The 20,721-nt window shown below is 58.7% G+C and carries 20 protein-coding genes; 11 read left to right on the top strand and 9 right to left on the bottom strand.

The window, feature by feature from the left end; translation table 11 throughout:
* Positions 1-2 precede the first annotated feature (2 nt).
* The 4 genes from EB235_RS33250 (at position 3) to EB235_RS33235 (ending at position 3,184) form a co-directional block, all read left to right on the top strand.
* The gene (locus tag EB235_RS33250) at positions 3-206 is read left to right on the top strand and encodes a CCE_0567 family metalloprotein (RefSeq protein ID WP_027033222.1); all 204 of its coding nucleotides are present in this window, start codon (positions 3-5) and stop codon (positions 204-206) included.
* Positions 203-520, top strand: coding sequence for a ferredoxin III, nif-specific (fdxB, locus tag EB235_RS33245; protein WP_027033223.1), 318 nt, complete (start codon positions 203-205; stop codon positions 518-520). The genes EB235_RS33250 and fdxB overlap by 4 nt, the downstream gene beginning before the upstream one ends.
* A gap of 37 nt (positions 521-557) precedes the next feature.
* Positions 558-878, top strand: a complete 321-nt coding sequence (locus tag EB235_RS33240; RefSeq protein ID WP_027033224.1) for an exopolysaccharide production repressor protein — start codon at positions 558-560, stop codon at positions 876-878.
* Between the two features lie 1,292 nt (positions 879-2,170).
* Complete coding sequence (locus EB235_RS33235; RefSeq protein ID WP_027033225.1) at positions 2,171-3,184, top strand: 1-aminocyclopropane-1-carboxylate deaminase; 1,014 nt, start codon at positions 2,171-2,173, stop codon at positions 3,182-3,184.
* Between the two features lie 869 nt (positions 3,185-4,053).
* Here the strand turns inward: EB235_RS33235 and EB235_RS35340 are convergent.
* Positions 4,054-4,473, bottom strand: coding sequence for a hypothetical protein (locus EB235_RS35340; protein ID WP_167334839.1), 420 nt, complete (start codon positions 4,471-4,473; stop codon positions 4,054-4,056).
* Between the two features lie 546 nt (positions 4,474-5,019).
* On the opposite strand from EB235_RS35340, the gene EB235_RS33225 reads away from it, so the two are divergent.
* A complete protein-coding gene (locus tag EB235_RS33225; protein WP_027033227.1) occupies positions 5,020-5,217 on the top strand; it encodes an XRE family transcriptional regulator in 198 nt (65 codons plus the stop codon).
* 303 nt (positions 5,218-5,520) lie between these two features.
* Here EB235_RS33225 and EB235_RS33220 read toward each other — a convergent pair whose 3' ends face one another.
* From EB235_RS33220 to EB235_RS33190, 7 genes are all read right to left on the bottom strand, one after another.
* Complete coding sequence (locus tag EB235_RS33220; RefSeq protein WP_027033229.1) at positions 5,521-6,561, bottom strand: LacI family DNA-binding transcriptional regulator; 1,041 nt, start codon at positions 6,559-6,561, stop codon at positions 5,521-5,523.
* 485 nt (positions 6,562-7,046) lie between these two features.
* A complete protein-coding gene (gene queC, locus EB235_RS33215) occupies positions 7,047-7,784 on the bottom strand; it encodes a 7-cyano-7-deazaguanine synthase QueC (RefSeq protein ID WP_027033230.1) in 738 nt (245 codons plus the stop codon).
* 4 nt (positions 7,785-7,788) lie between these two features.
* Positions 7,789-8,142 carry a 6-carboxytetrahydropterin synthase QueD gene (gene queD, locus EB235_RS33210; protein WP_027033231.1) on the bottom strand — a complete coding sequence of 118 codons (354 nt, stop codon included), beginning with the start codon at positions 8,140-8,142 and terminating at the stop codon, positions 7,789-7,791.
* Positions 8,139-8,774, bottom strand: a complete 636-nt coding sequence (queE, locus tag EB235_RS33205; RefSeq protein WP_027033232.1) for a 7-carboxy-7-deazaguanine synthase — start codon at positions 8,772-8,774, stop codon at positions 8,139-8,141. The genes queD and queE overlap by 4 nt, the downstream gene beginning before the upstream one ends.
* A gap of 236 nt (positions 8,775-9,010) precedes the next feature.
* Complete coding sequence (locus EB235_RS33200) at positions 9,011-9,472, bottom strand: iron-sulfur cluster assembly scaffold protein (RefSeq protein ID WP_027033234.1); 462 nt, start codon at positions 9,470-9,472, stop codon at positions 9,011-9,013.
* A 26-nt stretch (positions 9,473-9,498) separates the two neighbouring features.
* Positions 9,499-9,819, bottom strand: coding sequence for an iron-sulfur cluster assembly accessory protein (locus tag EB235_RS33195; protein WP_027033235.1), 321 nt, complete (start codon positions 9,817-9,819; stop codon positions 9,499-9,501).
* A 168-nt stretch (positions 9,820-9,987) separates the two neighbouring features.
* Entirely contained in the window at positions 9,988-10,221 is a 234-nt protein-coding gene (locus EB235_RS33190) for a hypothetical protein (RefSeq protein WP_152536176.1), read from the bottom strand.
* Positions 10,222-10,837: 616 nt separating this feature from the next.
* Between EB235_RS33190 and ectB the strand changes: the two genes are divergently transcribed.
* Entirely contained in the window at positions 10,838-12,097 is a 1,260-nt protein-coding gene (gene ectB / locus EB235_RS33185; protein ID WP_027033236.1) for a diaminobutyrate--2-oxoglutarate transaminase, read from the top strand.
* Complete coding sequence (locus tag EB235_RS33180; protein ID WP_027033237.1) at positions 12,087-12,929, top strand: hypothetical protein; 843 nt, start codon at positions 12,087-12,089, stop codon at positions 12,927-12,929. The genes ectB and EB235_RS33180 overlap by 11 nt, the downstream gene beginning before the upstream one ends.
* A 476-nt stretch (positions 12,930-13,405) precedes the next feature.
* Here EB235_RS33180 and EB235_RS33175 read toward each other — a convergent pair whose 3' ends face one another.
* On the bottom strand, positions 13,406-14,443 hold the full coding sequence (locus tag EB235_RS33175) for an IS110 family transposase (RefSeq protein WP_027033238.1): 1,038 nt from the start codon (positions 14,441-14,443) through the stop codon (positions 13,406-13,408).
* Between the two features lie 1,094 nt (positions 14,444-15,537).
* On the opposite strand from EB235_RS33175, the gene EB235_RS33170 reads away from it, so the two are divergent.
* Genes EB235_RS33170 through EB235_RS33155 form a run of 4 tightly spaced genes read left to right on the top strand, consistent with a single transcriptional unit; the run spans position 15,538 to position 20,563 of the window.
* Positions 15,538-16,788, top strand: coding sequence for a sarcosine oxidase subunit beta family protein (locus tag EB235_RS33170; protein WP_027033239.1), 1,251 nt, complete (start codon positions 15,538-15,540; stop codon positions 16,786-16,788).
* A 7-nt stretch (positions 16,789-16,795) separates the two neighbouring features.
* On the top strand, positions 16,796-17,086 hold the full coding sequence (locus tag EB235_RS33165) for a sarcosine oxidase subunit delta (RefSeq protein ID WP_027033240.1): 291 nt from the start codon (positions 16,796-16,798) through the stop codon (positions 17,084-17,086).
* Entirely contained in the window at positions 17,083-20,016 is a 2,934-nt protein-coding gene (locus tag EB235_RS33160) for a sarcosine oxidase subunit alpha family protein (RefSeq protein WP_027033241.1), read from the top strand. The genes EB235_RS33165 and EB235_RS33160 overlap by 4 nt, the downstream gene beginning before the upstream one ends.
* Positions 20,009-20,563, top strand: a complete 555-nt coding sequence (locus EB235_RS33155; RefSeq protein ID WP_027033242.1) for a sarcosine oxidase subunit gamma — start codon at positions 20,009-20,011, stop codon at positions 20,561-20,563. The genes EB235_RS33160 and EB235_RS33155 overlap by 8 nt, the downstream gene beginning before the upstream one ends.
* The last annotated feature ends 158 nt before the right edge of the window (positions 20,564-20,721 follow it).

The following is a 20,721-nucleotide window of genomic DNA, read 5'->3' as shown; positions in this document are numbered from 1 at the left end:
TCATGTCAAACCTGGATGAGATGGCGAAGAAAGTCCGAAAGCTTCAACTGCGCGCGGCAATTGCCAAGACGAACTTGCGCGACCTTGCCGAGGGTCTCCCGGTCAAATGGATTGAGATAGAGGAAGTCGCCGAGAAAACGCATGCCGTTTATGCCGAGTTGGATGGTGCCAGGAGAGAGCTTGCCAAAATGAAGACTTTGCGATGAGGAGCAAATTCATCAGCCGCGACGGCTCAATATGGGTGCCGGAATATCTGATCGCTATCGATGGCAAGATCTGTATCGGCTGCGGCCGCTGCTTCAAAGTCTGCTCGCGGGAGGTCATGCATCTTTACGGCGTCGATGACGCGGGTGAAATCCTCGGCGCCTGCGGCGCCGATGACGACGATTTCGACGGTGAGCTCAATCGTATGATCATGGTTGTCGACCATGCCGGCCGCTGCATTGGCTGCGGAGCCTGCGGCCGCGTCTGCCCAAAGAACTGCCAGACCCATCTCGCGGCCGACCAGATCGCAGCATGAGCTGCATGATTTGACGAGACAAAATCAGGAGAACGGCATGCGCTTCATCATCTTTTGTCGGCTCCTCGGGCTGGTCCTGTGCGGCAACGCTGTGGCGGTTTACTTCGCCTCGCATTCTTTCCGTCTAGCAGTCGTCACGACGCTGGGCTGCTCGCTACTTCTTCAGCTGGGCTATTTCGTAAGTGTGCTCTTTCTGATTTGGCGATCCAGCTGCGCTGGCAAAGCCGGCCAAGGGGCTGAGCTTTTCGATGGGTCCCAGGAAGTTCGGTACCAGTCGCGCGACGATGAGCATAGGAATGAAACTCAAGATGTGCCCCAGCGCAATCAAACGCTCGGCATATCGCTGCTCCTCCCTTGAGGCGCCGTAACAAGATCAGAGCGCAGATTCATTATTCAGGCTGTGGTTCCCTGGTAGGGTCGAAGGCGACGGCATTCTCATCGTTCTACCGCCCAGGGGAATGCAGTTTCGGTTCTCCGGGCGGATTCGCCGATGACGGTCCTGTGTTTCGGCGTGCGATTTTGACACCTGAGGCGGGGAATCGGCGTCCAATTTTGACCCCGGTTTGGAGTGCGCCCCTGAGGGTGGACAGATATCAGGCTGCTGATTTGCCAGTCTGCCGGATGTGTTGATCCTCGCGATCATCTGCGCGACCGCATTCGCCGCGCCGTCTCTCGTGGCCGCGCCCTCTTGAATTGAAGGTACAGACAGTTCCTCTTTTAAAAGCGACATCCGCCCTGTCCGTCAGCGGAGAACAGTCGGAGCTAAAACCCGGTCACCACCAGGTCGAAATGGCAGCGAACGACCTTGCGGGGGCGCTCGGGTTCAGGCGTAGGTCGATGCCGAGAGGCACGTTCGGCATTGTCCGATAACCGACAATGTCGGGTATGCAACGTAGAGGAAGCTGACTCTTGGGTGTTTTTTAAATGCTTTTTGGCTTGGCACGGTACATGCTCGTTATTGCGCAAAACGCACGGATTGAGTGGTTCCACCGCCACGAAAGTCGCTAGCTTACGCCACCTCCCAAGGCGAACCCGGCCCGGCAGGGAGCTCCGTCTCTGCCGGGCATGCCTTTCAGACGACTCGCGTTCAGAAGAGCAGCAAGTTCACGTCAGCAACACCGACACAGATTACTAATCAGTTGCTGGATACCGCTAGGACCCACACGCTCGTCAACTACAATCCGACGACTTACGGCCGCGGCGAGCCCAGCCTTTCGAGGGCATTGGCACCCGTTTCGATCAGGTAGACGAGCACTTCGATCGAGCAGCTGAAACCTCTGTGACGCGTTGAGCGCCACAAAAATCGCCTCGCGGAATCCGGCTCGGCAACCGTGCAGTTCCTGCCGGTCCAATCGCAAACAAGAGCCACTGCGTTTTTATCGAAGTCTGTTGGTTTGGCAGTCTGGCTGCACTTGCAAAGCTGGCAAAAACGCAGATGTCGACCGCGTGTCGTCCTAGGTTTCCTAGGCGATGGTCGCCTCATCGCAGCATGGCGACATGTGGATCGCTTCGTCTCAATCGCAAGGAGAGCGCTGGAAATCCCCAAAGCTCTGATGGGTGGTCGGAGAGCGCGGCCGACCAATCCAAGCAGCGCTTATGGAACGAGTTTTGCGTGGCTATTTCAGCTGAATGATCATCGCCGGAGAGAATATGCTGGAAAAATTCGAGCGTTACCCGCTCACCTTTGGACCCACACCCATCGAGAAGCTCGACCGGCTCGGCAAGCATCTGGGCGGCAACGTGGAGATCTACGCCAAACGCGAGGACTGCAACTCCGGTCTGGCGTTCGGCGGCAACAAGCTGCGCAAGCTCGAATACATCATCCCTGACGCGATCGCGTCAGATGCCGATACCCTTGTCACCATCGGCGGCGTGCAGTCCAACCACACGCGGATGGTCGCCGCCGTTGCCGCCAAGATCGGCATGAAATGTCTCCTGGTCCAGGAGAGCTGGGTTCCACATGAGGATGTCGTCTACGACCGGGCCGGCAACATTCTCTTGAGCCGCATCTTGGGCGCAGAGGTGCGTCTGGTCGACGATGGCTTTGACATCGGTATCCGCCGCAGCTGGGAAAAAGCGCTCTATGAGGTCAAGGCAAGGGGCGGCAGGCCCTATGCGATACCGGCCGGGGCGTCTGTTCACCCGAATGGAGGCCTCGGCTATGTGGGGTTCGCGGAGGAAGTGCGCGCCCAGGAGGAACAGCTCGGGTTTGCCTTCGACTACATGGTCGTTTGCACGGTCACCGGTTCAACGCACGCCGGCATGCTCGTCGGATTTGCCAAGGACGGTCGGCAGCGCAACGTGATCGGTATCGATGCCTCTGCTACCCCGGCCAAGACCAAGGCGCAGGTGCTTAGCATTGCCCGACATACAGCGACCCTCGTCGAGCTCGGATCGGAACTTGCCGAGGATGACGTGGTGTTGCTGGAGGACTACGCGCACCCGCGGTACGGCATTCCATCCGAGGAAACCAAGGAGGCGATCCGTCTGTGTGCGCGGCTCGAGGGTATGATTACCGATCCCGTCTATGAGGGCAAATCGATGCAAGGGATGATTGACCTCGTTCAAAAAGGCTTTTTTCCTGAGGGCTCGAGGATACTCTACGCGCATCTCGGCGGCGCGCCGGCCATCAACGGTTATGGCTACACCTTTCGCAATGGCTGATGCTCGACAGCTCTCCACGTGCTGTGCCTGCCGTAACAGCGCTCCGCCAGGTTTGACCGAAGGCCCGTTGGCAAACTTCAGCGGGCAGTTGTTAACTGCCGCCACGACGTGGGGTCGTGGTGCTGGCATGCTTGGCAGCATTTGCCTGTGCTCAATGTGTCCTGAAGCCGCATAAGAAGGGAGAAGACGTGTCCGTTTGACTTTTTTGTCATTTTGCGGTGCGGCGATAATCGCCGTAAATTTTATAAATTGTAAGCCACCGAAGATATCCGCAGGCGCGTGGTATCTACTTGAGCAGGTATGGAAGCTGTGACCAAGCGTGCTCGAGCGGGGTCGTCGTCGGCGAGCACATCGCCGGACACCCCCAGCGCGGCGGTGAGCTGGGCCAGCATGGGGGAGGGGAAGAGGCGTCCCCCGCGACGTGACCGCGGGCAGTCGGTATCCGGTTTAACGAGGCCTTGCTCATACCTATTGCGAGCGTCGACGAGACTGTCGTCCCTTCGGCAATTTTGACCGAAACGGCGCGTTCAGCCGGCGCGTTGCCTTCGGGCGGGTTCATCCACCTGGCGCTCTTTCAGCACTACGTGCGGAGGGGGTTGGGCTACGACGTCGCAGAGCCGCTCTATACGGAGGGGCGCGCGCGGCGAGGCGACGATGAGGTCGAGTTGTCCCCCGATCGCCTCTACGTAGCTCTAAAGTGTCGACAGATACGTATTGGCCTGTTGCTCGATCTTCGAGACAGAGGGCTGGTTGATCTTGAGGGGCAAGGCAATCTCCGCCTGGGCCTTCCCAGCCGCACGGCGCAGACCGCCGAGGCACTCGACCTCCGTCCTTAGCTCTTCGAAACGTGCATCGACACGCTCCCGACGCTACTCAGGGAGGGCTGCGATCACGTCATCAAGCCTGCGTTCCATGTCTTCCTCTCCTTCTTGTTCGCCGCCGACCGGCGGTGAGATGCCCTTGATGGCATTTGTCCAATGGCGTGTTGATTGGTGGCCCGGAACGGGAAGCGGCATCTGGCCATTGCCATCGCCCGGGCGCTCATCCGCGTCAGCGGGCGCGGCTACTTCGACGGAACAACTGACCGCACTGCTCGATCCTCTCACGCATGATTGCGAGATCATCGAAACCGGACATGAATCCTGGCGCTCCAAGAACCGCGCCTGATCAACACATCGCCCAAGACGATCCGCGCTCGCCGGGCTTCGCAACCCGGACCAGCTCCGCCCGGCGAGCGCTAAACGCGATGCGCTGCCGCCAATTTTTACCGGGATATTGGCTGCGGCCAAGCAAGAGGGACATCTTCTCAAAAAAAGCAAAACTGGGCTCATTATCGATGTAGCACCGCCAAAGTGCTCTACTGGGTGCATTTGCAGAGCGCGATTGACGAATATCTGGGAGGGTTTTGCGCCGAGCTGGAACGGTCCGTGCAGTCCAAAATGCGTTCATAGGAAATATGATCACTTGGCGAAAACGGCTGTTTGACCCGAATCTTTCTTTTCAGTGGCTGAGCGGAGTCAGATTGGTCGATATCTGCAGCGTGATGGGTGTTGCAATCAACGATGCCCAAATGGCGAACAGCATCTGGCGGTCAAAGCCCTCAAGGGATTTGGCGGCCGCATCCTTGCGGGGGTCGACGACTTAGACAGGGATACTTATCGCGCCGTCCATGCCGTCGCTTCGCTGGCGTGATCTACATCCTTGCTTCCAGAAGAAAGGCAGGGACACGCCCAAGTGCGAAATCGATCTCGTTAGGCGCGATTGAAGGCGGCCGAGACGCACGATCGCGAAAACTATGGGAAGGAACAAAGTTATGACGAAGAATCACCGGCCGAATGACCAGCGGCAACGTGTTTGCGGATTTTGGCTTTGATAATTCCGAAGAGGAATTGCGGAAAGCCAAGCTCGCCCGTGAGATCCGCGCCATCATTATGCGTCGGCGCCTCACTCAAGCCAAATCAGCTCAATTGCTTGTTATGAAACAGCTCGACATATCCGCCGTAGTCATGGGCGAACAGGCAAGTTCTCTATAGATCGCCCGGTGCGCTGCCTCGATCGACGCGCGCTTATAAGGTGGACGTTGTGGTGCGCCACAAGCCGCGCAAATCGGCACGGACGGCCGAAGCAGCCTAATCATTGGCGCGAGCGTGGGGTCCAGCTCTCGACAAGATCGGCTTCCTCGGAGATTTCCATCTCCTCGTCCTCCTGGCCAATTTCGGTTGCAACGAGGATCATGAGTGCCGAGCTGCCCTTTGCGCCCCAGTTTAACCCACGAAGCGGTTCGCTTCGCAGCGGCACGGACGACCTTATCCGGACGACGATGGTTCTTCCGATTCTTAAGTCCAAATGCTCTCTGGCGTGAGGATCTCGAACGGAACAATCCGCTGTTCGATTAACCGTGTGTCCGTGCGTTCGATCATGCGCAGCATCACATTGATGAGTTCTTCAGGCATCCTGTCGACGGGATGGCACAAGGAAGCAGTAATCAGGCCTTCGCTCAATCCCTTGCGTGCCTCGGGCCCGATGTCGCGGCAGACGACCCGGATTTTGCACTGCTGCTCCGCAGCGAGCTCGCGCATAGCACGCAGAACGCCGGAAATGCCGCCGCCATTAACGAAGATGCCCCGGAGCTCCGGCTCCTCCGCTATCAGCCTGCGAACGATTGCATAGGCGTTCTTCGGCGCCTCATGGGTCAGCAGGGTTTCGCTGACGTGGAACTTGGGCGCGTGCTCGCGCATGTAGGAGCGAAAGCTCGCATCCGAGATGTCTTGGAACTGATAACGGTTGCTGCCGATGAGAGGAAAGATCTTGCCGGGCCGACCGGACGTCTGGCTGATAAACCATGCTGCGGTGCGGCCGGCCTTCCAGTTGTCGGTTCCCACAAAGCCGGCCCGGCTGGCGGCGGACAGGTCAGTGACGTAGGCGATCACTGGAACGCCTTTGAGGCGCAACTCATCAATCGCCTGGCCGACGAGCGGGTGATCGGCCGAGATTACCGCGATTGCGTCGGCGCTTCCGCCTATCTTCAGCAGATTGGCAGCAACCGCTTCGGGGGAAGGGTCGTCCTCGAAGAGCACGTCTGGCTCAATAACCGCATCTGTGCGTCGCGCGCAGGCACCTAGAAGCGCCTCGGCCCAGATCCGGCAGAGCGGCCGGTGCGATTGCTGCATGAGAAAGCTCAAGTGCCGATGCGGGAGATTGTCCCGCCTGCGTTCGTGCAGCGGCCCCGAACTGCGGAAGCCGATCTGCTGCGCTGCGCTCAAAATGAGGTCGGCCGTCTGCGGTCGCAGTGTGCCAGTTCCGTGCAAGAGCCTATTGACCGTGGAAACACTTACGCCCGCGGCTTTCGCCAGATCGGCGATCGTTGGCCTGTTCATCAGCCGCCTCTCATTTCGTGAATGACGTCTACCAAGTGCAAACGCCATCTAGTCAGCGACGAAGGCGGAGTAGGCCCAAGGAGAGGTCTGACATATTGCACAAAGCTTCGCGCCGCCTGACGCCAATCGGCACGATTGTTCGCCCGCGGCCGCCATTTTTCCCGATGGCACCACGCGCGCTGCGGCTGTGCGATCCGAAGCCACGCGGCGCGCTGCAACGCGAAGGCGCCAATCTGGCTGACGTCAACGGACAGTGCTTTCTGGACCTCGACAACACTTTCGCCATTCTAATTCATTGGGATGGCTTTGCCCCGGCGCTTGATGCGGTCACGCGTATCGTTCGTGACGGCAGCCGCCTTTTCAATCCTATGGAACAGCCCTTCGAAACGGCATCGAAGGCACCCACCCTGGTCGTGCTGAACACCACAAAGAGAAGGAAACGATCTATGGAACAGATTGCCACCGTCGGCCCGGACCTGGGGCGCTCACGTCATTTCATGGGCGGCCACGGGTGCCTCTTTGCAGCACCGGAATTGCTCCCATCCCGCTGCGCGAAGATTACACTCGATGCAGGTCCCGCAACCGAAACCCCAGCTATGTCTATGTTCGCGGTCTCCGCTATAGCAGGTGTGGCTTCCCTCGCAGATGAGCTTCACCAGCACCTCGCCGCCCAGCCAACCCGCCAGCGCCCAGGTCTGCGCCTTGTCGCGCCGCATGAGGGGTGTGTGAATGACGAGATGCGTCTCCATTCCAAGGTTAAGGGCAAGTTGCATCGCTTTGACTGCGTCATCCCGACAATCCGGGTAGCTGAAACGATCCGTCTCGGACACGCCGATCACGAGGTGTTTCGCGCCCATCCGGTAAGCTATCGCGGCCGCAAAGCCGAGGAACAGAAGGTTGCGGCCAGGCACGAAGGTATTTGTTAGACCGTTCGCGTTCAGTGCGACCTCGACGTCGCGCGTGAGCGCGGTATCACTGATTTGACCGAGCACGGCCATGTCGATCATGTGGTCCTCGCCTAGTCGCCCACGCCAGGCCGGAAAGTCTGTTCGAATGCGCCCGAGCAGGTAGGGCCGCACATCGAGCTCGATCCGGTGCCGCTGCCCATAGTCGAAGCCGATTGTCTCGACGCGCTCGAAGTTCTCGAGCGCCCAAGCCAGGCAGGTTGTCGAATCCTGGCCGCCGGAGAAAAGGACGAGTGCGGTTCCCGGATCTCGTTGCATCGGGTCAACCCTCGTATTCAGCCCAGCACAGCGGCGTCTCATAGACCGTTACCGAGCACATTTGGCCAAGAAGCGGCTTGGTTTGGTTCCAGATCCAGACCGCAATGTTTTCCGCTGTCGGATTGTCGAGACCCTCAACCTCATTCAGATGCTGATGGTCGAGACGTTGCAGAAGCGGTCCGAACACAGCCCCGACATCGAAGAAGTCGATGACAAAGCCCGTGTCTGGATCGACGGGCCCTTCCAGACGCAGTTCCACACGGTATGAGTGGCCATGCATGCGGTGACAGCGGTGGGTCTCTGGCACGCGCGGAAGACAGTGCGCTGCCTCGAAGGTGAAAGCTTGCGTAATTTTCATGGGATCCCGAGAAACTTGTGGGTTTGAAGGCTCAAGCGCCAACGTGGGTTGGCAAGACAATAGGCCACTGCGGCGGCCGTATTCGCCTCGCGTTCGGGCCCATCCATCGGCTGAAGCAGAAGGTGCTCAAACGCGAGAACTTCGAAATGTTCGGGCTCCGCGCCAATCCGAGGATATACAAGCTTTAGCTCGTCCCCTGCCATGACCACGAGGCGTGCATTGCATTTCGGACTGACGCACAGCCAGTCGATGCCGGCGAGTGTGGGAATGGTACCGTTGGTCTCCACGGCAATTTCAAACGCCAAGGAATGCAGAGCTTCCAGGAGTTCTTCATCGATCTGGAGGAGGGGTTCCCCTCCGGTGAGCACGACAAGACGCTGCCTAGTTCCCGACCCGCGCCAGGCTTGTTCGACCGCCAACGCAAACTCTTGTGCGGTGGCAAAATGTCCGCCACCGGGGCCATCTACCCCAACGAAATCCGTGTCGCAGAATTCGCAGAATGCTCTTGCCCGGTCGCCTTCACGTCCCGACCAAAGGTTACAGCCGGCGAAACGACAAAATACGGCAGCCCGCCCGGCATTTCGTCCTTCACCTTGAAGGGTGTAGAAAATTTCTTTGACCGCATATGGCATGGCTTAAGCGGCCTTCGAGTGAGCAAGGGAGCATCTCTGCTGGCTTAGGAGACGCGGCAATCGGTGGGAAATGTCCCACTGCAGGTTTTGCAGTTCGTTCCACCATCGAGGCTGATTGCCGAAAACCCACTCACCCGAACTCCACGCAGAATTAGGTTTCAGCGGGCGGAGGCTGCGGGGAAGGGCCTCTCCCTCCTTGAAACCTATCACCTCGAAAAACGCCGCTATCACGCCGGTCATGGCGATGATGCCTTGACGACGACGAGGCGTGAGAATCCTGGTGTCTCCTCGAAAGCCTGCCTCACAGCACGGAAGAACTCGCTCATCAGCCGCAAGCCGCGCTCCAGGATGAGGCGGTCGAGCGATGAGTAGGTCGTGTGCGGCGGCAGGGCGCCGAGAAAATCCGCCATGTCCTGATCGGTGATCTGAAGGGCTTCATCGATGGTCTTGCCGACGATGAATTCGGTAAATGTCGAGGAAGCGGTTATGGCCGAGCCGCGGCCGAAGGTCTGGAACGTTGCGGCAGTAATCGTCTCGGTCTTGGGGTCGAAACCCATTATCAATTTAAGCCCGTCGCCGCAGGCGACGGCGCCGACCTCGCCGGCCGCATTGGGGGTGTCCAAAGCGCCGACATTGTGCGGGTTGATGAGATAGAGCTTGTCGTTGAAGAGGTAGACGTTGTCGGTATTATCCCGCACGGCGCCGATCCTTGTCGTGATGGCGGCTAGCCGAAGGACTTGCCGCAGGCGCATTTGTCCCGCGCATTGGGATTGTCGAAGACAAAGCCCGAGGACTCCAGGTCCGTGACGAAGTCAACGGTCATGCCGGCGAGATGGGGCTGGGAGTTTGCGTCGACGAACACCTTGAACCCGTCCGTCTCCATGATGGCATCGCCCTCGCGCGAGACGCTTTCCAGACCCAACAGGTATTTGAGGCCGGCGCAGCCGCCCGCCTCGACCATGATGCGAAAGCCTTCCGCCGGTTCGTCGGCGCGGGAAAGCGCGGTCTTGATGGCAGCGACGGCGTTTTCAGTAAGTGTGATCATGGGACTATTTTCTTGCTGATGCTTCGCAAGTTTCTTGCTGATGCTTCGCAAGCTACGCTGCACAGAACGTGCCAGAGAGGAAAATTCAATTAAACAACGGGTTAGCTGATTTTGCGCCCTGTCTGACATCTAACAATTGTCGGATGTCGGACAGAGTGAACCTTGCGTTCAAAAAGCGGCATCGGACACATCGCCAGTGGCGTCGCCTGAGCCAGCGTTTTCGATCACATGAATGTTGACCAGTGTAAGGGTGGGAACTCTTAAGTCGTGCTGCGCTCCAAAAGCCGCGCCATCGTGACCACGCAGTGCGGTGGCGAACACCGGGTGGTCGATAGCCGCATCGATCGCGCTTCCTCGAGGGCGCAGTCGATTCTGCGTCGGCTCGTGGGTGCCGAACACCACTCGCGTGCTCGGTCCATGGACTGTAGTGCGGCCGCCATCTCGCGAGGGCCGACTGAGGCGTTCAATATGCCGTGAAGCCAGGAGGTGGGCCAACACGCCGCCCAGGCAACAGCGCAATCACCGCCACGGCGGCCACGGCCGCGATTAGAGGCCGCGGACAGTTCCAGTTCTATCGCAAACCGCGGTCTGGCTCGTCCGCGTCCAAAACGAAACTCGAGCGGCCACCGGTCTCGCCGTCACATCGAAGGAGAGAAATCGCTATCTGTCACAGCTACTCGTCGGCAAGGATCCCGTCACGGCCGACATAGGGAAATACCCAAGCATCGTGGTTGCAGTCATGCTTGGAAAAACCGGTGGTCAGTGCCCCCGCCAACAACGCCGCCGATTAGCGCTGCCGCAAGGCGGGTACTGACTGTCACGCTATCGCTATCCAATGCGTTGCAACAGATTCGTCAAACAAGTTTACAGACTCTTTGCGAACTCAAGTCGCTGACCATGATACGTTCGCTTTAAGGCAGAGATTTGCCGTAGCTGATCGTCGAAATAATTGGTTTGGAATGCGTGAACATAGAACCTGCAGCGTTGAATCGCAAGCCGCATACAGAGAGGCCCTTTAATGGATATCGACATTTTTGAAGCTTACGAGTCTAACGTTCGTCGCTATGGACGATCCTTCCCAACAGTCTTTACAAAGTCTCTTGGGGCGACAATCTGGGACGAGTCCGGAAAACCTTATATTGATTTCATTGTTGGGTCAGGTGCGCTCAATTACGGTCATAACAATCAAGATATTATGGCGCCGGCAATTCAATATCTCGCCAACCAAAATATCGTCTTGTCGCTTGATATGTACACAACTGCAAAGCGTGATTTCATCGAAGTGTTCGTCAATTCGATCCTGAAGCCCCGGGGCCTTTCTTACAAGATACAGTTTCCTGGGCCAACCGGGACAAACGCTAACGAAGCGGCGTTGGCGCTGGCGCGAAAATATACCGGCCGCTCGAGTGTTATGGCCTTCACAAATTCGTACCATGGCATGTCACTCGGCTCCTTGGCTGTATCGGGTTCAGCGTCAACCAGACAGCTTGGCGGCGTTGCTCGCCACGACGTGATCCGTGTCCCTTACGAGAACTATCCGAACCAAACTTTCGATTCCGCGAGTTACATTGATCACGTGTTGGGCGACCCGGGCAGCGGCATAGAAAAGCCGGCCGCAATCATCCTGGAGCCCATCCAGGCAGAAGGCGGCATGAACACCGCATCCGCACCATGGCTTGCAGAAATTCAGCGCATTTGCCGTAAGCACGACGTCGTTTTCATCGTCGACGACATTCAGGCAGGTTCGGGACGAACGGGCGATTTCTTCTCATTCGAGTTCGCGAAAGTCGAGCCCGACATCGTGTGTCTTTCGAAGTCCCTAAGCGGTTCAGGTAATCCGTTGTCCATAGTTCTGATTCGCCCCGAGATGGACATATGGAAACCGGGAGAACATAGCGGGACCTTTAGAGGCAATAATCTCGCCTTTGTGACTTCCGCGGCCATGTGCAAAATGTGGTCCGATAGGCAGTTTACTAAAGCCGTTGAGGGGACGGCCGTCAAACTGCAAGAACACCTTGATCGCCTCGTTGCGAAATTCCCTAAGTGCATCGAACAAAAGCGCGGCCGTGGTCTGATGGCCGGCCTCAAGTGCCGATCACAGGCCGTTGTTGGCCGTGTGCACGATGTCGCGTTCGAAAACGGCCTGCTGATCGAATCGTCGGGGCCAAATCGCGACGTCATTAAAGTCCTTCCGCCGATAACCATCTCAGATGACGAACTTGATCACGGAATTGCCATCCTCGATCAGGCACTACAGGAGAAAACAAATGGCGACTAACCAAGCACGTCAAACGCCGGCCATCTCGCCTCTTACGATCGAGGAACGAACCGGCTCGATCAGCACTGCGGAGATCATCTCGGTCCTAAAAGGTGAGATCACGGCTCTGCATATCAGCCAAGCTTTCAGCACCGAAATAGCCGAGGAGATCACCGCGAAGTTTTTTGGCAGTCCCGGTCTCAGGGAGCGCAAAGATGGCGTCCCCGGACAATATGTGGGCGCATCCCACTACAGGAAGGATGCAGCCACCTATTTCGCGGAGGCAGAAACTGCGCGGCCGCACGTTGACGCTCTTTTTGGCAATTTAGTTGATCCGGTCCGAGCCCTCTTCGACGCGTTGAAGCGCGAGCTTCACAAACAAGGCATTGAATTGCGGCTGGCGCGCTCAGAACACGGTCAGGCTAACGTTTGTCGGGCTCTCAGTTGGACCGGCAGCGGCACGTTTTCCTTGGACCCCCACGACGATGTCGCTCAAGTGCTACGTGCCGGGAACGATTACGAGCTATCTGCGGTGGCGCACAATACCGTCGCCGCGCTCAACTTCTACCCCAGCATGTCCGAGGAAGGCGGCAATCTGCGGCTCTGGAGCCACAAGCCGACAGTTGACGACCGAAAGTCGCAGGGGGTGGAGACAACGGGCTATCCCTATTCTGCAGTCTATCTAAAGGATGTGCCTTGTCGCGACATCCGGCTCAAGGCCGGGGACATCGCCTTACTTGACGGCGGTTTCGTTCATGGGGTCACTGGTCAAGCAGGCAACGGAAAGCGTCGCGTGCTGCTAAACAGCTTTTTCGGATTTGCCCGGCCAGATCTTGTTCTCTGGTGGACTTGAAGTTAAGGATGTCGCAGCGACTGACTGCGCTTCCGCCGACAGGTATCACATCGGTCGCAACCCGAGGGGAGCCTTTAGTCACAGCCGCCCTGTCCGCATTACCCGGCGCTCCACTGTTCGCGGTGCCAAGCTGAACAGGCATCGCGAGGTGATGTTAAGCAAGGCAGACGCAACGCGAGAGGTGATCTAGCAGGCTTCTCTGATTGGGGTCCTTGGGGTCAAGCTCCTCCTGATATTTTTTTCCGGACCATGTCGCCCCGCGGGTCACTCGCTTCTCTTCGCGGTCGACGTTAGGCCGCCGCATGATGGGGTCAGTAGGGCGAGGCGTCTCAATCTGTTGAACGACCTTGAGAGAGTTCGTCCCAGGATCGTGCCTGCTAACGAGATCGCCTTGCCCATCGTCCCCGCGGGAACGATCCGGATCACGCCCTTTCGGGCGGAATCAACTCCTCCTTCGTTGGTCTGTTGTCCCTATTTCATGCCGATACGGGGCCGGGTGCCTTGCCGAAGCGGAATTCTGTCCCGTCGCTCCACATGCGATGCAGAATGACAGCGAGCTTGCGGGCAACAGCAACTCGGGCTCGGGCCATACCGCGCCGCTTGGCGACGTTCATACCCCACGCTCTGAGGCACGACCATTTCTTGCTGAGCACAAGCAGCGAATGAGCCGCTTCATAGAGAGCCGTGCGGGCGAGCTCGTCACCGCATCGGCTTACCTTGCCCTGAATGTCCGTCTCGCCTGATTGATAGCGTGCCGGGGTCAGACCCAGATGCGCTCCGACATCGCTCGATCGGCGAAAGCGGTCCGGCTGATCGACCGTGGCACGAAAGGCGAGCGCGGTGATGGGTCCCACACCGGGCCCGGACATGAGTCGCCGGCAGACTTGCTCCTTGCGGGCGATATTGAGGACTTGCTTTGTCAGTCGCCCGAACTCGCGGAGCATCGTGGCCACGATCGCCAGAAGCGGCTCGACAAGCGCCATGACGACCGTATCTGCGCCAATCAGTTCGCGCACGCGATCGGCGAAAGCTGCACGACTTGGCGTGCCGAGCTTGATGCCGGCCTCCCGCAGAATCGCTCTGATCACGTTCTCGATGGATCGCATTTCATTGAGGACCGTGCGTCGTGCGACGAGGAGGGACCGCCAGCGCCGACACTGCTGGCTCTTCACATGCACCTGTCGATACCAGCCGGTGCGCATGATCTGCGCCAAGGCGCGGGCATCATTCCGGTCCGTCTTGTTCGGCATCGTCTTCATCGCCGCATTGGCCAGTCGGGTCTCGATGCAAATGGCCGGCAATCCTTCGGCGCGAATACCGTCATAAAGCCAGGCCGCCAGCGAGCAGGCTTCGAGCCCGATGCGGTCCAGCGGCAGATCGATTTTCCGCAAGACCTCATAAAGCGCCCTCGGCTCACTCGCCGCCCGCCCTTCCTTCACAATCCGGCCGCTCTCGTCGACGACGCAGATGGCGGTCTCTTCCAAAGACACGTCAAGTCCGGCAAAATACTTCATGGCTGCTCCTCCTGATGTTTGTGGCGATCTACATCGACCACGTTCTCACATCTCGATAGGAGCAGCCGCCCTCAATTTGGCTCGGGCGAGACCCCAATCACCCCATCTGTTGAACAACTGTTTTGTTTACGGAACGTGTCGGAATCAGATCAAGCACAAAGCAAATTCAAAACGGGTATCTCCGCTCTTTTTTCAGCCTCCTAAGCCAAGAACGCAGTCGCGTCATGTGGCAAGGAACCTTCGCACCCACGCAACCGACCATCGCGACTTCCGCGGATCGGCAGCAGCGAATTGCTCCTCTTTGTACGCGCTGTAAAGGCGGAGCATCGCCTCGGCAAAACCTGAGAGGCTGCTGAACATGTCGGCGGCTCGCGACGGTGAGATGTCAATGTCCGCCAATACTGGGTGGCTCTATATTCGATCGAAAGCGCCCGAGGCATCCTCCGCATGATGCCTCGGGCGGGACGAGGGGTGCGGTAGCCCGTCTGGCGCACTCCGCGCCCCCCAAGGTCTGCTCGCTTACTGAGACGTAATTCCCCCCAAAGCCACCAGGCCAGGTCACACAGCCATCAGCACATGGCCCCGTCGAGGTCGATTGCTTGCGACAATGCCGAGCCTTGATTGTCATTCAACAGCGGCGGCTTAACCGGAGATTCTGCCGTTACTTAACCCATTGGAACCGCACTTATTGACCTGCACCACCTAGTCCTGCTTGAGCCGCACCGTGGCCCTGCGGGGCAGCGCTGCATCTTCACCAGAGCCACATCATAGCTCGAACCGATCGCCGGCAAACTGCCGCGCTTGACTGGCATTATTCGCCTGTCATGACAAAGCCTTAGGGTATCCTCATCAAGGTAGCCCAAAAGAGATCGCCTAACCCATCGCAACATTCAATGCGCCAAGTGCGGTCCGCGTGGCGCAATTCGTCATTCGACGCCCTTTTTTGACACGTCACGAACAGATCCTCAGATTTTTTGCGATACCCCCGCCATTTTCGCAGTGGTACACCTTTTCTGCCACATTCGGACATCTCGAAACTGCGTGTCTTGGGTGACGGAGTTGTAGTTCTGACGTTGCTATCGAGGAATCCCGCTGTGAGATTTTCAGGCTTTCGCGTTCTTTCTGAAGCGCTCAAAGGTCATTCTGGATGGAAACCTTTATGGCGCAATCCTGATCCGCAGCCGTTTTACGATTACGTCATCGTTGGCGGCGGCGGGCACGGCCTCGCGACGGCTTATTACCTGGCCAAGACCTTCCGGCAATCCCGTATCGCCGTTTTGGAAAAGGGTTGGTTGGGATCCGGGAATGTTGGCCGAAACACGACAGTCATCCGTTCGAACTACCTACTGCCCGGTAACGGGCCGTTCTACGAGTTTTCACTGAAGCTCTGGGAGGGGCTGGAGCAGGAACTGAACTTCAACTCGATGGTCTCCCAGCGCGGCGTCATTTACCTCTTTCACTCGGATTGGCAGCGAGATGCGTATCGACGCCGCGCCAATTCGATGGCGCTCGCCGGTGCGGACGCGCGCCTGTTAAGCCGCGAGGATCTCAAGGCGATGCTTCCTTTCTTGAACTACGACAATGCGCGCTTTCCGATCCATGGCGGCTTTATGCAGCCACGCGCGGGGACGGCACGGCATGACGCTGTCGCTTGGGGCTACGCTCGTGGCGCCGATCTGTACGGTGTGGACCTTATCCAGAATTGCGAGGTGACAGGTTTTCGCATCGTTGATGGCAACATCCGTGGTGTGGAGACCTCGCGTGGCTTCATCGGTGCCAACAAGGTCGGCGTGGCAGTGGCGGGCTCCTCGAGCCGCGTCATGGCGATGGCGGGGATGCGCCTTCCGATCGAGAGCCATGTCCTGCAGGCGTTCGTCACGGAAGGTCTCAAGCCCATTATTCCTTGTGTTATCATGTTCGGCGCGGGGCACTTCTATATAAGCCAATCCGATAAGGGCGGCCTCGTCTTCTGTGGCGAAATCGACGGCTACAATTCCTATGCGCAGCGTGGGAACTTGCCGATGGTGGAGGATGTCTGCGAAGGCGCCATGGCCGTGATGCCGATGATCGGTCGGGTGCGGCTCCTGCGGCAATGGGGCGGCGTTATGGACATGTCGATGGACGGCTCGCCAATCATCGACCGCACGGGCATCGAAGGCCTTTATTTTAACGGGGGCTGGTGCGTTGGGGGTTTCAAGGCGACGCCCGCCAGCGGCCACGCCTTCGCCCATCTTCTTGCGACCGATACGCCTCATGAGACTGCGCGCGCTTACCGACTCGATCGCTTCGCAAGAGGATACTTAATCGATGAAAGCGGCGCTGGTGCGCAGCCGAACCTACAGTGAGGTCAAAATGCTCATTCCCCATCCAGTTCTGGGTTTGCGCGATGCAAGAGAATTTGCCTATCTCGGAGACGCCCGGCTTATCGACCGTCCAGACCCATCTGCACCCGATGCCGAGGCCGCCTTTTGCGACTATGTATACTTGCGCGACAATCCAGCGGGCGCGCACCGGGAATTGTGGTTCCACGAGCACGGCGACCACTCCTGGCTGGTCGTTACGCGCAATACGATCACCCACGAAATTCTCGGCGCCGAGTTGGCCCACGACGTGGCCCTTGCGCGCAAGAGGAGCGTAAAATGACGCGGCTCTCAGGCGGATTAATCGACCGTACACAAACACTGAACTTCAAGTTTGACGGAAAACGCTACCAGGGGCATCCCGGCGACACGCTTGCCTCGGCGCTGTTAGCCAACGGCGTTCGCCTGATTGGGCGCAGCTTCAAATATCATCGTCCCCGCGGGGTGTTGTCCGCCGGTTCGGAGGAGCCAAATGCCTTGGTCGAGCTGCGCACCGGCCCGCGACAGGAGCCTAACACACGCGCGACAACGGTCGAGCTGTTCGAGGGACTGGAGGCGCGAAGCCAGAATCGCTGGCCCTCGCTTGGTTTCGACGCAATGGCTATCAATGACCTGTTCTCACCGCTGTTCACAGCCGGGTTCTACTACAAGACCTTTATGTGGCCGAAAAGTTTCTGGGAAAAAGTCTACGAGCCAGCCATCCGTAGGGCGGCAGGACTCGGCAGCATCTCAATGCAGGCCGATCCCGATGCCTATGACAGGGGCTTCCTGCATTGCGACTTGCTGGTGATCGGCGGGGGGCCAGCCGGACTTGCTGCGGCGCTGACGGCCGCTCGCTCAGGCGCACGTGTGATCCTGGCGGAGGAGGATTTCCGCCTGGGCGGGCGGCTGTTATGCGAGACGGAAACACTGGGCGAGGCCCCGCCCCTCGATTGGATTTCAGCGCTGGAGTCAGAATTCGAGAGCCTGCCACGTCTTCGGGTGATGAGCCGAACCACGGTTTTCGGCGTCTATGACCACGGCATCTATGGTGCGGTGGAAAGGGTTTCGGATCATCTTGCGCAGCCAAGAGGCCGCGTACGCCAGACACTTTGGCGCATAACGGCGAAACGTGCCATCTTGGCTGCAGGCGCGATAGAGCGACCCGTCGCTTTTGCGGACAATGACCGTCCCGGCATCATGCTGGCCGGCGCGATGCGAGCTTACGCGAATCGCTGGGCAGCGTGCCCATCCGAAAGGGTCGCCGTCTTCACCAACAACGAGAACGGTCACCGTACCGCCTGCGACCTCGCCGCCAAGGGCGTCGAGATCGCCGCTGTCATCGACGCGCGCCCAGAGGCGAAGGCTCGTGGTGATTACCGTTTAATCGCCGGCGGGGTTGTGACCGGCTCGCGCGGCCGTCTTGGCCTAACCTCGATTGAGTTTCAAACAAAGGGCAGGTCCGAATGGATCGATTGCGGCGCCCTTGGGGTCGCGGGCGGCTGGAACCCGAACGTGCATCTGGCTTCGCACCATCGGGGTAAGCCGACCTGGAATGAGCTGCTGCTGGCGTTCCTGCCTGGCGAGTACGGGCCTTCTGGGTTGCGGGCGGCGGGCGCTGCAGCGGGCCGCTTCTCGACCGCGGAAGCGCTGCGTTCGGGTGCGGAAACGGCGAGATGTGCGTTGGCAGACATAGGGATCACGGCGAAATCTCTTAATTTTCCGACCCCGGAAGAGGATGCATATAAAATCGCACCCGTCTTTCACGTGCCGGGTAGGAGACGCGCCTGGGTCGATTTCCAGAACGACGTGACGGTGAAGGACATCAAGCTCGCCCATGCCGAGAACATGCGGTCGGTAGAGCATTTGAAACGCTATACGACTTTGGGCATGGCGACGGATCAGGGCAAGACCGCCAATGTGATCGGGCTCGCCGTAATGGCGGAGCTCACTGGAAAAACAATCCGGGAAACCGGAACTACAATCTTCCGCCCGCCCTATACTCCCGTGGCACTGGCGGTCCTGGGGGGCGGCGATATAGGGCCGCATTTCCACCCTCCCCACTTGACGCCGACCCATCGGTGGGCCGAAGCCCAAGGCGCGGTATTTGACGAGTCTAGCCCCTGGCGGCGAGCCGATTATTTTCGCCGTAAGGGGGAAACGCACTGGCGCCAGAGTGTAGATCGCGAGGCGCAGGCCGTGCGTAGCGCCGTTGGCTTGTGTGACGTCTCCACGCTCGGAAAGATCGACGTGCAGGGCACCGATGCGGGGCAGTTTCTCGATCGTCTTTACAGCAACATGATGTCGACGCTGAAGGTCGGCCGCGTTCGCTATGGGCTGATGCTGCGCGAGGACGGCTTTCCCTATGACGATGGTACCTGCGCGCGACTCGCCGATGACCACTATGTGGTCACCACAACGACGGGCAATGCGGGCCTGGTTTTCCGAAATATGGATTTCGCCAGGCAATGCCTCTGGCCCGAGCTTGACGTACAGCTCATATCCACGACGGAGGCCTGGGCGCAAATTGCTGTCGCAGGTCCGAGATCGCGTGCGCTGCTCGAGCGGGTCGTCGACGGGTTCGACTTATCGAACTACGCGTTTGCTTTTATGGCTTGCGCGGAACTAACGGTTTGCGGCGGTCTGCGGGCGCGGCTCTTCCGCGTCTCATTCGTGGGAGAACTTGGCTACGAGCTTGCGGTTCCCGCCCGCTACGGGCATGCACTGATGAATCGGCTGATGGAGATGGGTGAAGATCTGGAAGTGACACCTTTTGGAGTCGAAGCGCTATCTGTCCTAGGGATGGAAAAGGGTCACGTCGGTGGAGCCCAGCTTAACGGCCAAACCACTGCCGAAATGCTCGGACTCGGCAAAATGGTGTCGCAGAAGAAAGACGCAATCGGCGCGATCATGTCTCGGCGCGAGGGGCTGGCGGGAAATAAGCGCCGACTGATGGGTCTTCAGCCCGTCGAGCCTGGGAGCAAGATCGTTGTCGGCTCACATCTCTTCGCCGAAGGAGCAGCATTGAACCACGATACCGATCAGGGCTGGATCACGTCAGCCTGCTATTCGCCCCATGTCGGCTCAATGATCGGGCTGGCTTTCCTCGAGAATGGCTATGAACGGTTGGGCGAGGTGATCATGGCTGCGAACCCGGTCGAAGGGGAAAGCGCACGCCTGCGCGTCGTTTCGTCCCATTTCGTTGATGCTGAAGGAGTACGTCTGCGTGGCTAACCTGAGACCGCTCAAGGCGCTGGGCGCCGAAAATCCTCGTTACGCATCGTTTGCAGCGCTGGAGATTCGTGAGAACCTAGATTTGGCGCTTGCCTCTCTAGCGCTGCGCCGGAAAACCGTTGCACCCCAACCGTTCGGTTTGAATTTGCCGAGGCCGGGACGCTGGGTAGCAGATCAGGAAGTGGCAGCTTTCTGGACTGGACCAGGTCAGTGGATGGTTGAAGCCGAAGGCCGCGCCGAAGAGGACTTTGCCGCAGATCTGAAAGAGGCTGCCCGCGGTTGTTCGGTGACCGAGCAAACTGGTGGGTGGGTGGCTGTCGAAATTTTATCTCGGGCCGGCACAGGCCCCCTCGACGCATTGCTGGCGAAGCTAATCAACATCGATCTTGCCGGTTTCGGTCCGGGTCGCGCGACGCGTACAGTCCTTGATCACATGACCTGTTTCGTAATCCGCCGCAGCGAAACCCATGTCGCCGTGCTTGGCGCGCGCTCGTTTGGCGCTTCGCTCTGGCACGCGCTAGAAATTGCCTCAAGGAGGATAGAGTAAGGTAGCTTAGTGCAGGCTTTCCAATTCGCCGAATGGTTGCCAAGCCAGAAAAGGCTCGGACGTTCACGCGCTTTTATAGCAACAGCATTTGCGGATGACTCGTACGGGGTCGCCAAAAGGCGACGAGCCTTACTCACGGCTGTCGCGAGCCGAACGCG

The sequence above is a fragment of the Mesorhizobium loti R88b genome (assembly GCF_013170845.1).
In the GTDB taxonomy this organism is placed as follows: Bacteria; Pseudomonadota; Alphaproteobacteria; order Rhizobiales; family Rhizobiaceae; genus Mesorhizobium; species Mesorhizobium loti_B.
This window is presented reverse-complemented; position numbering and strand designations above follow the sequence as displayed.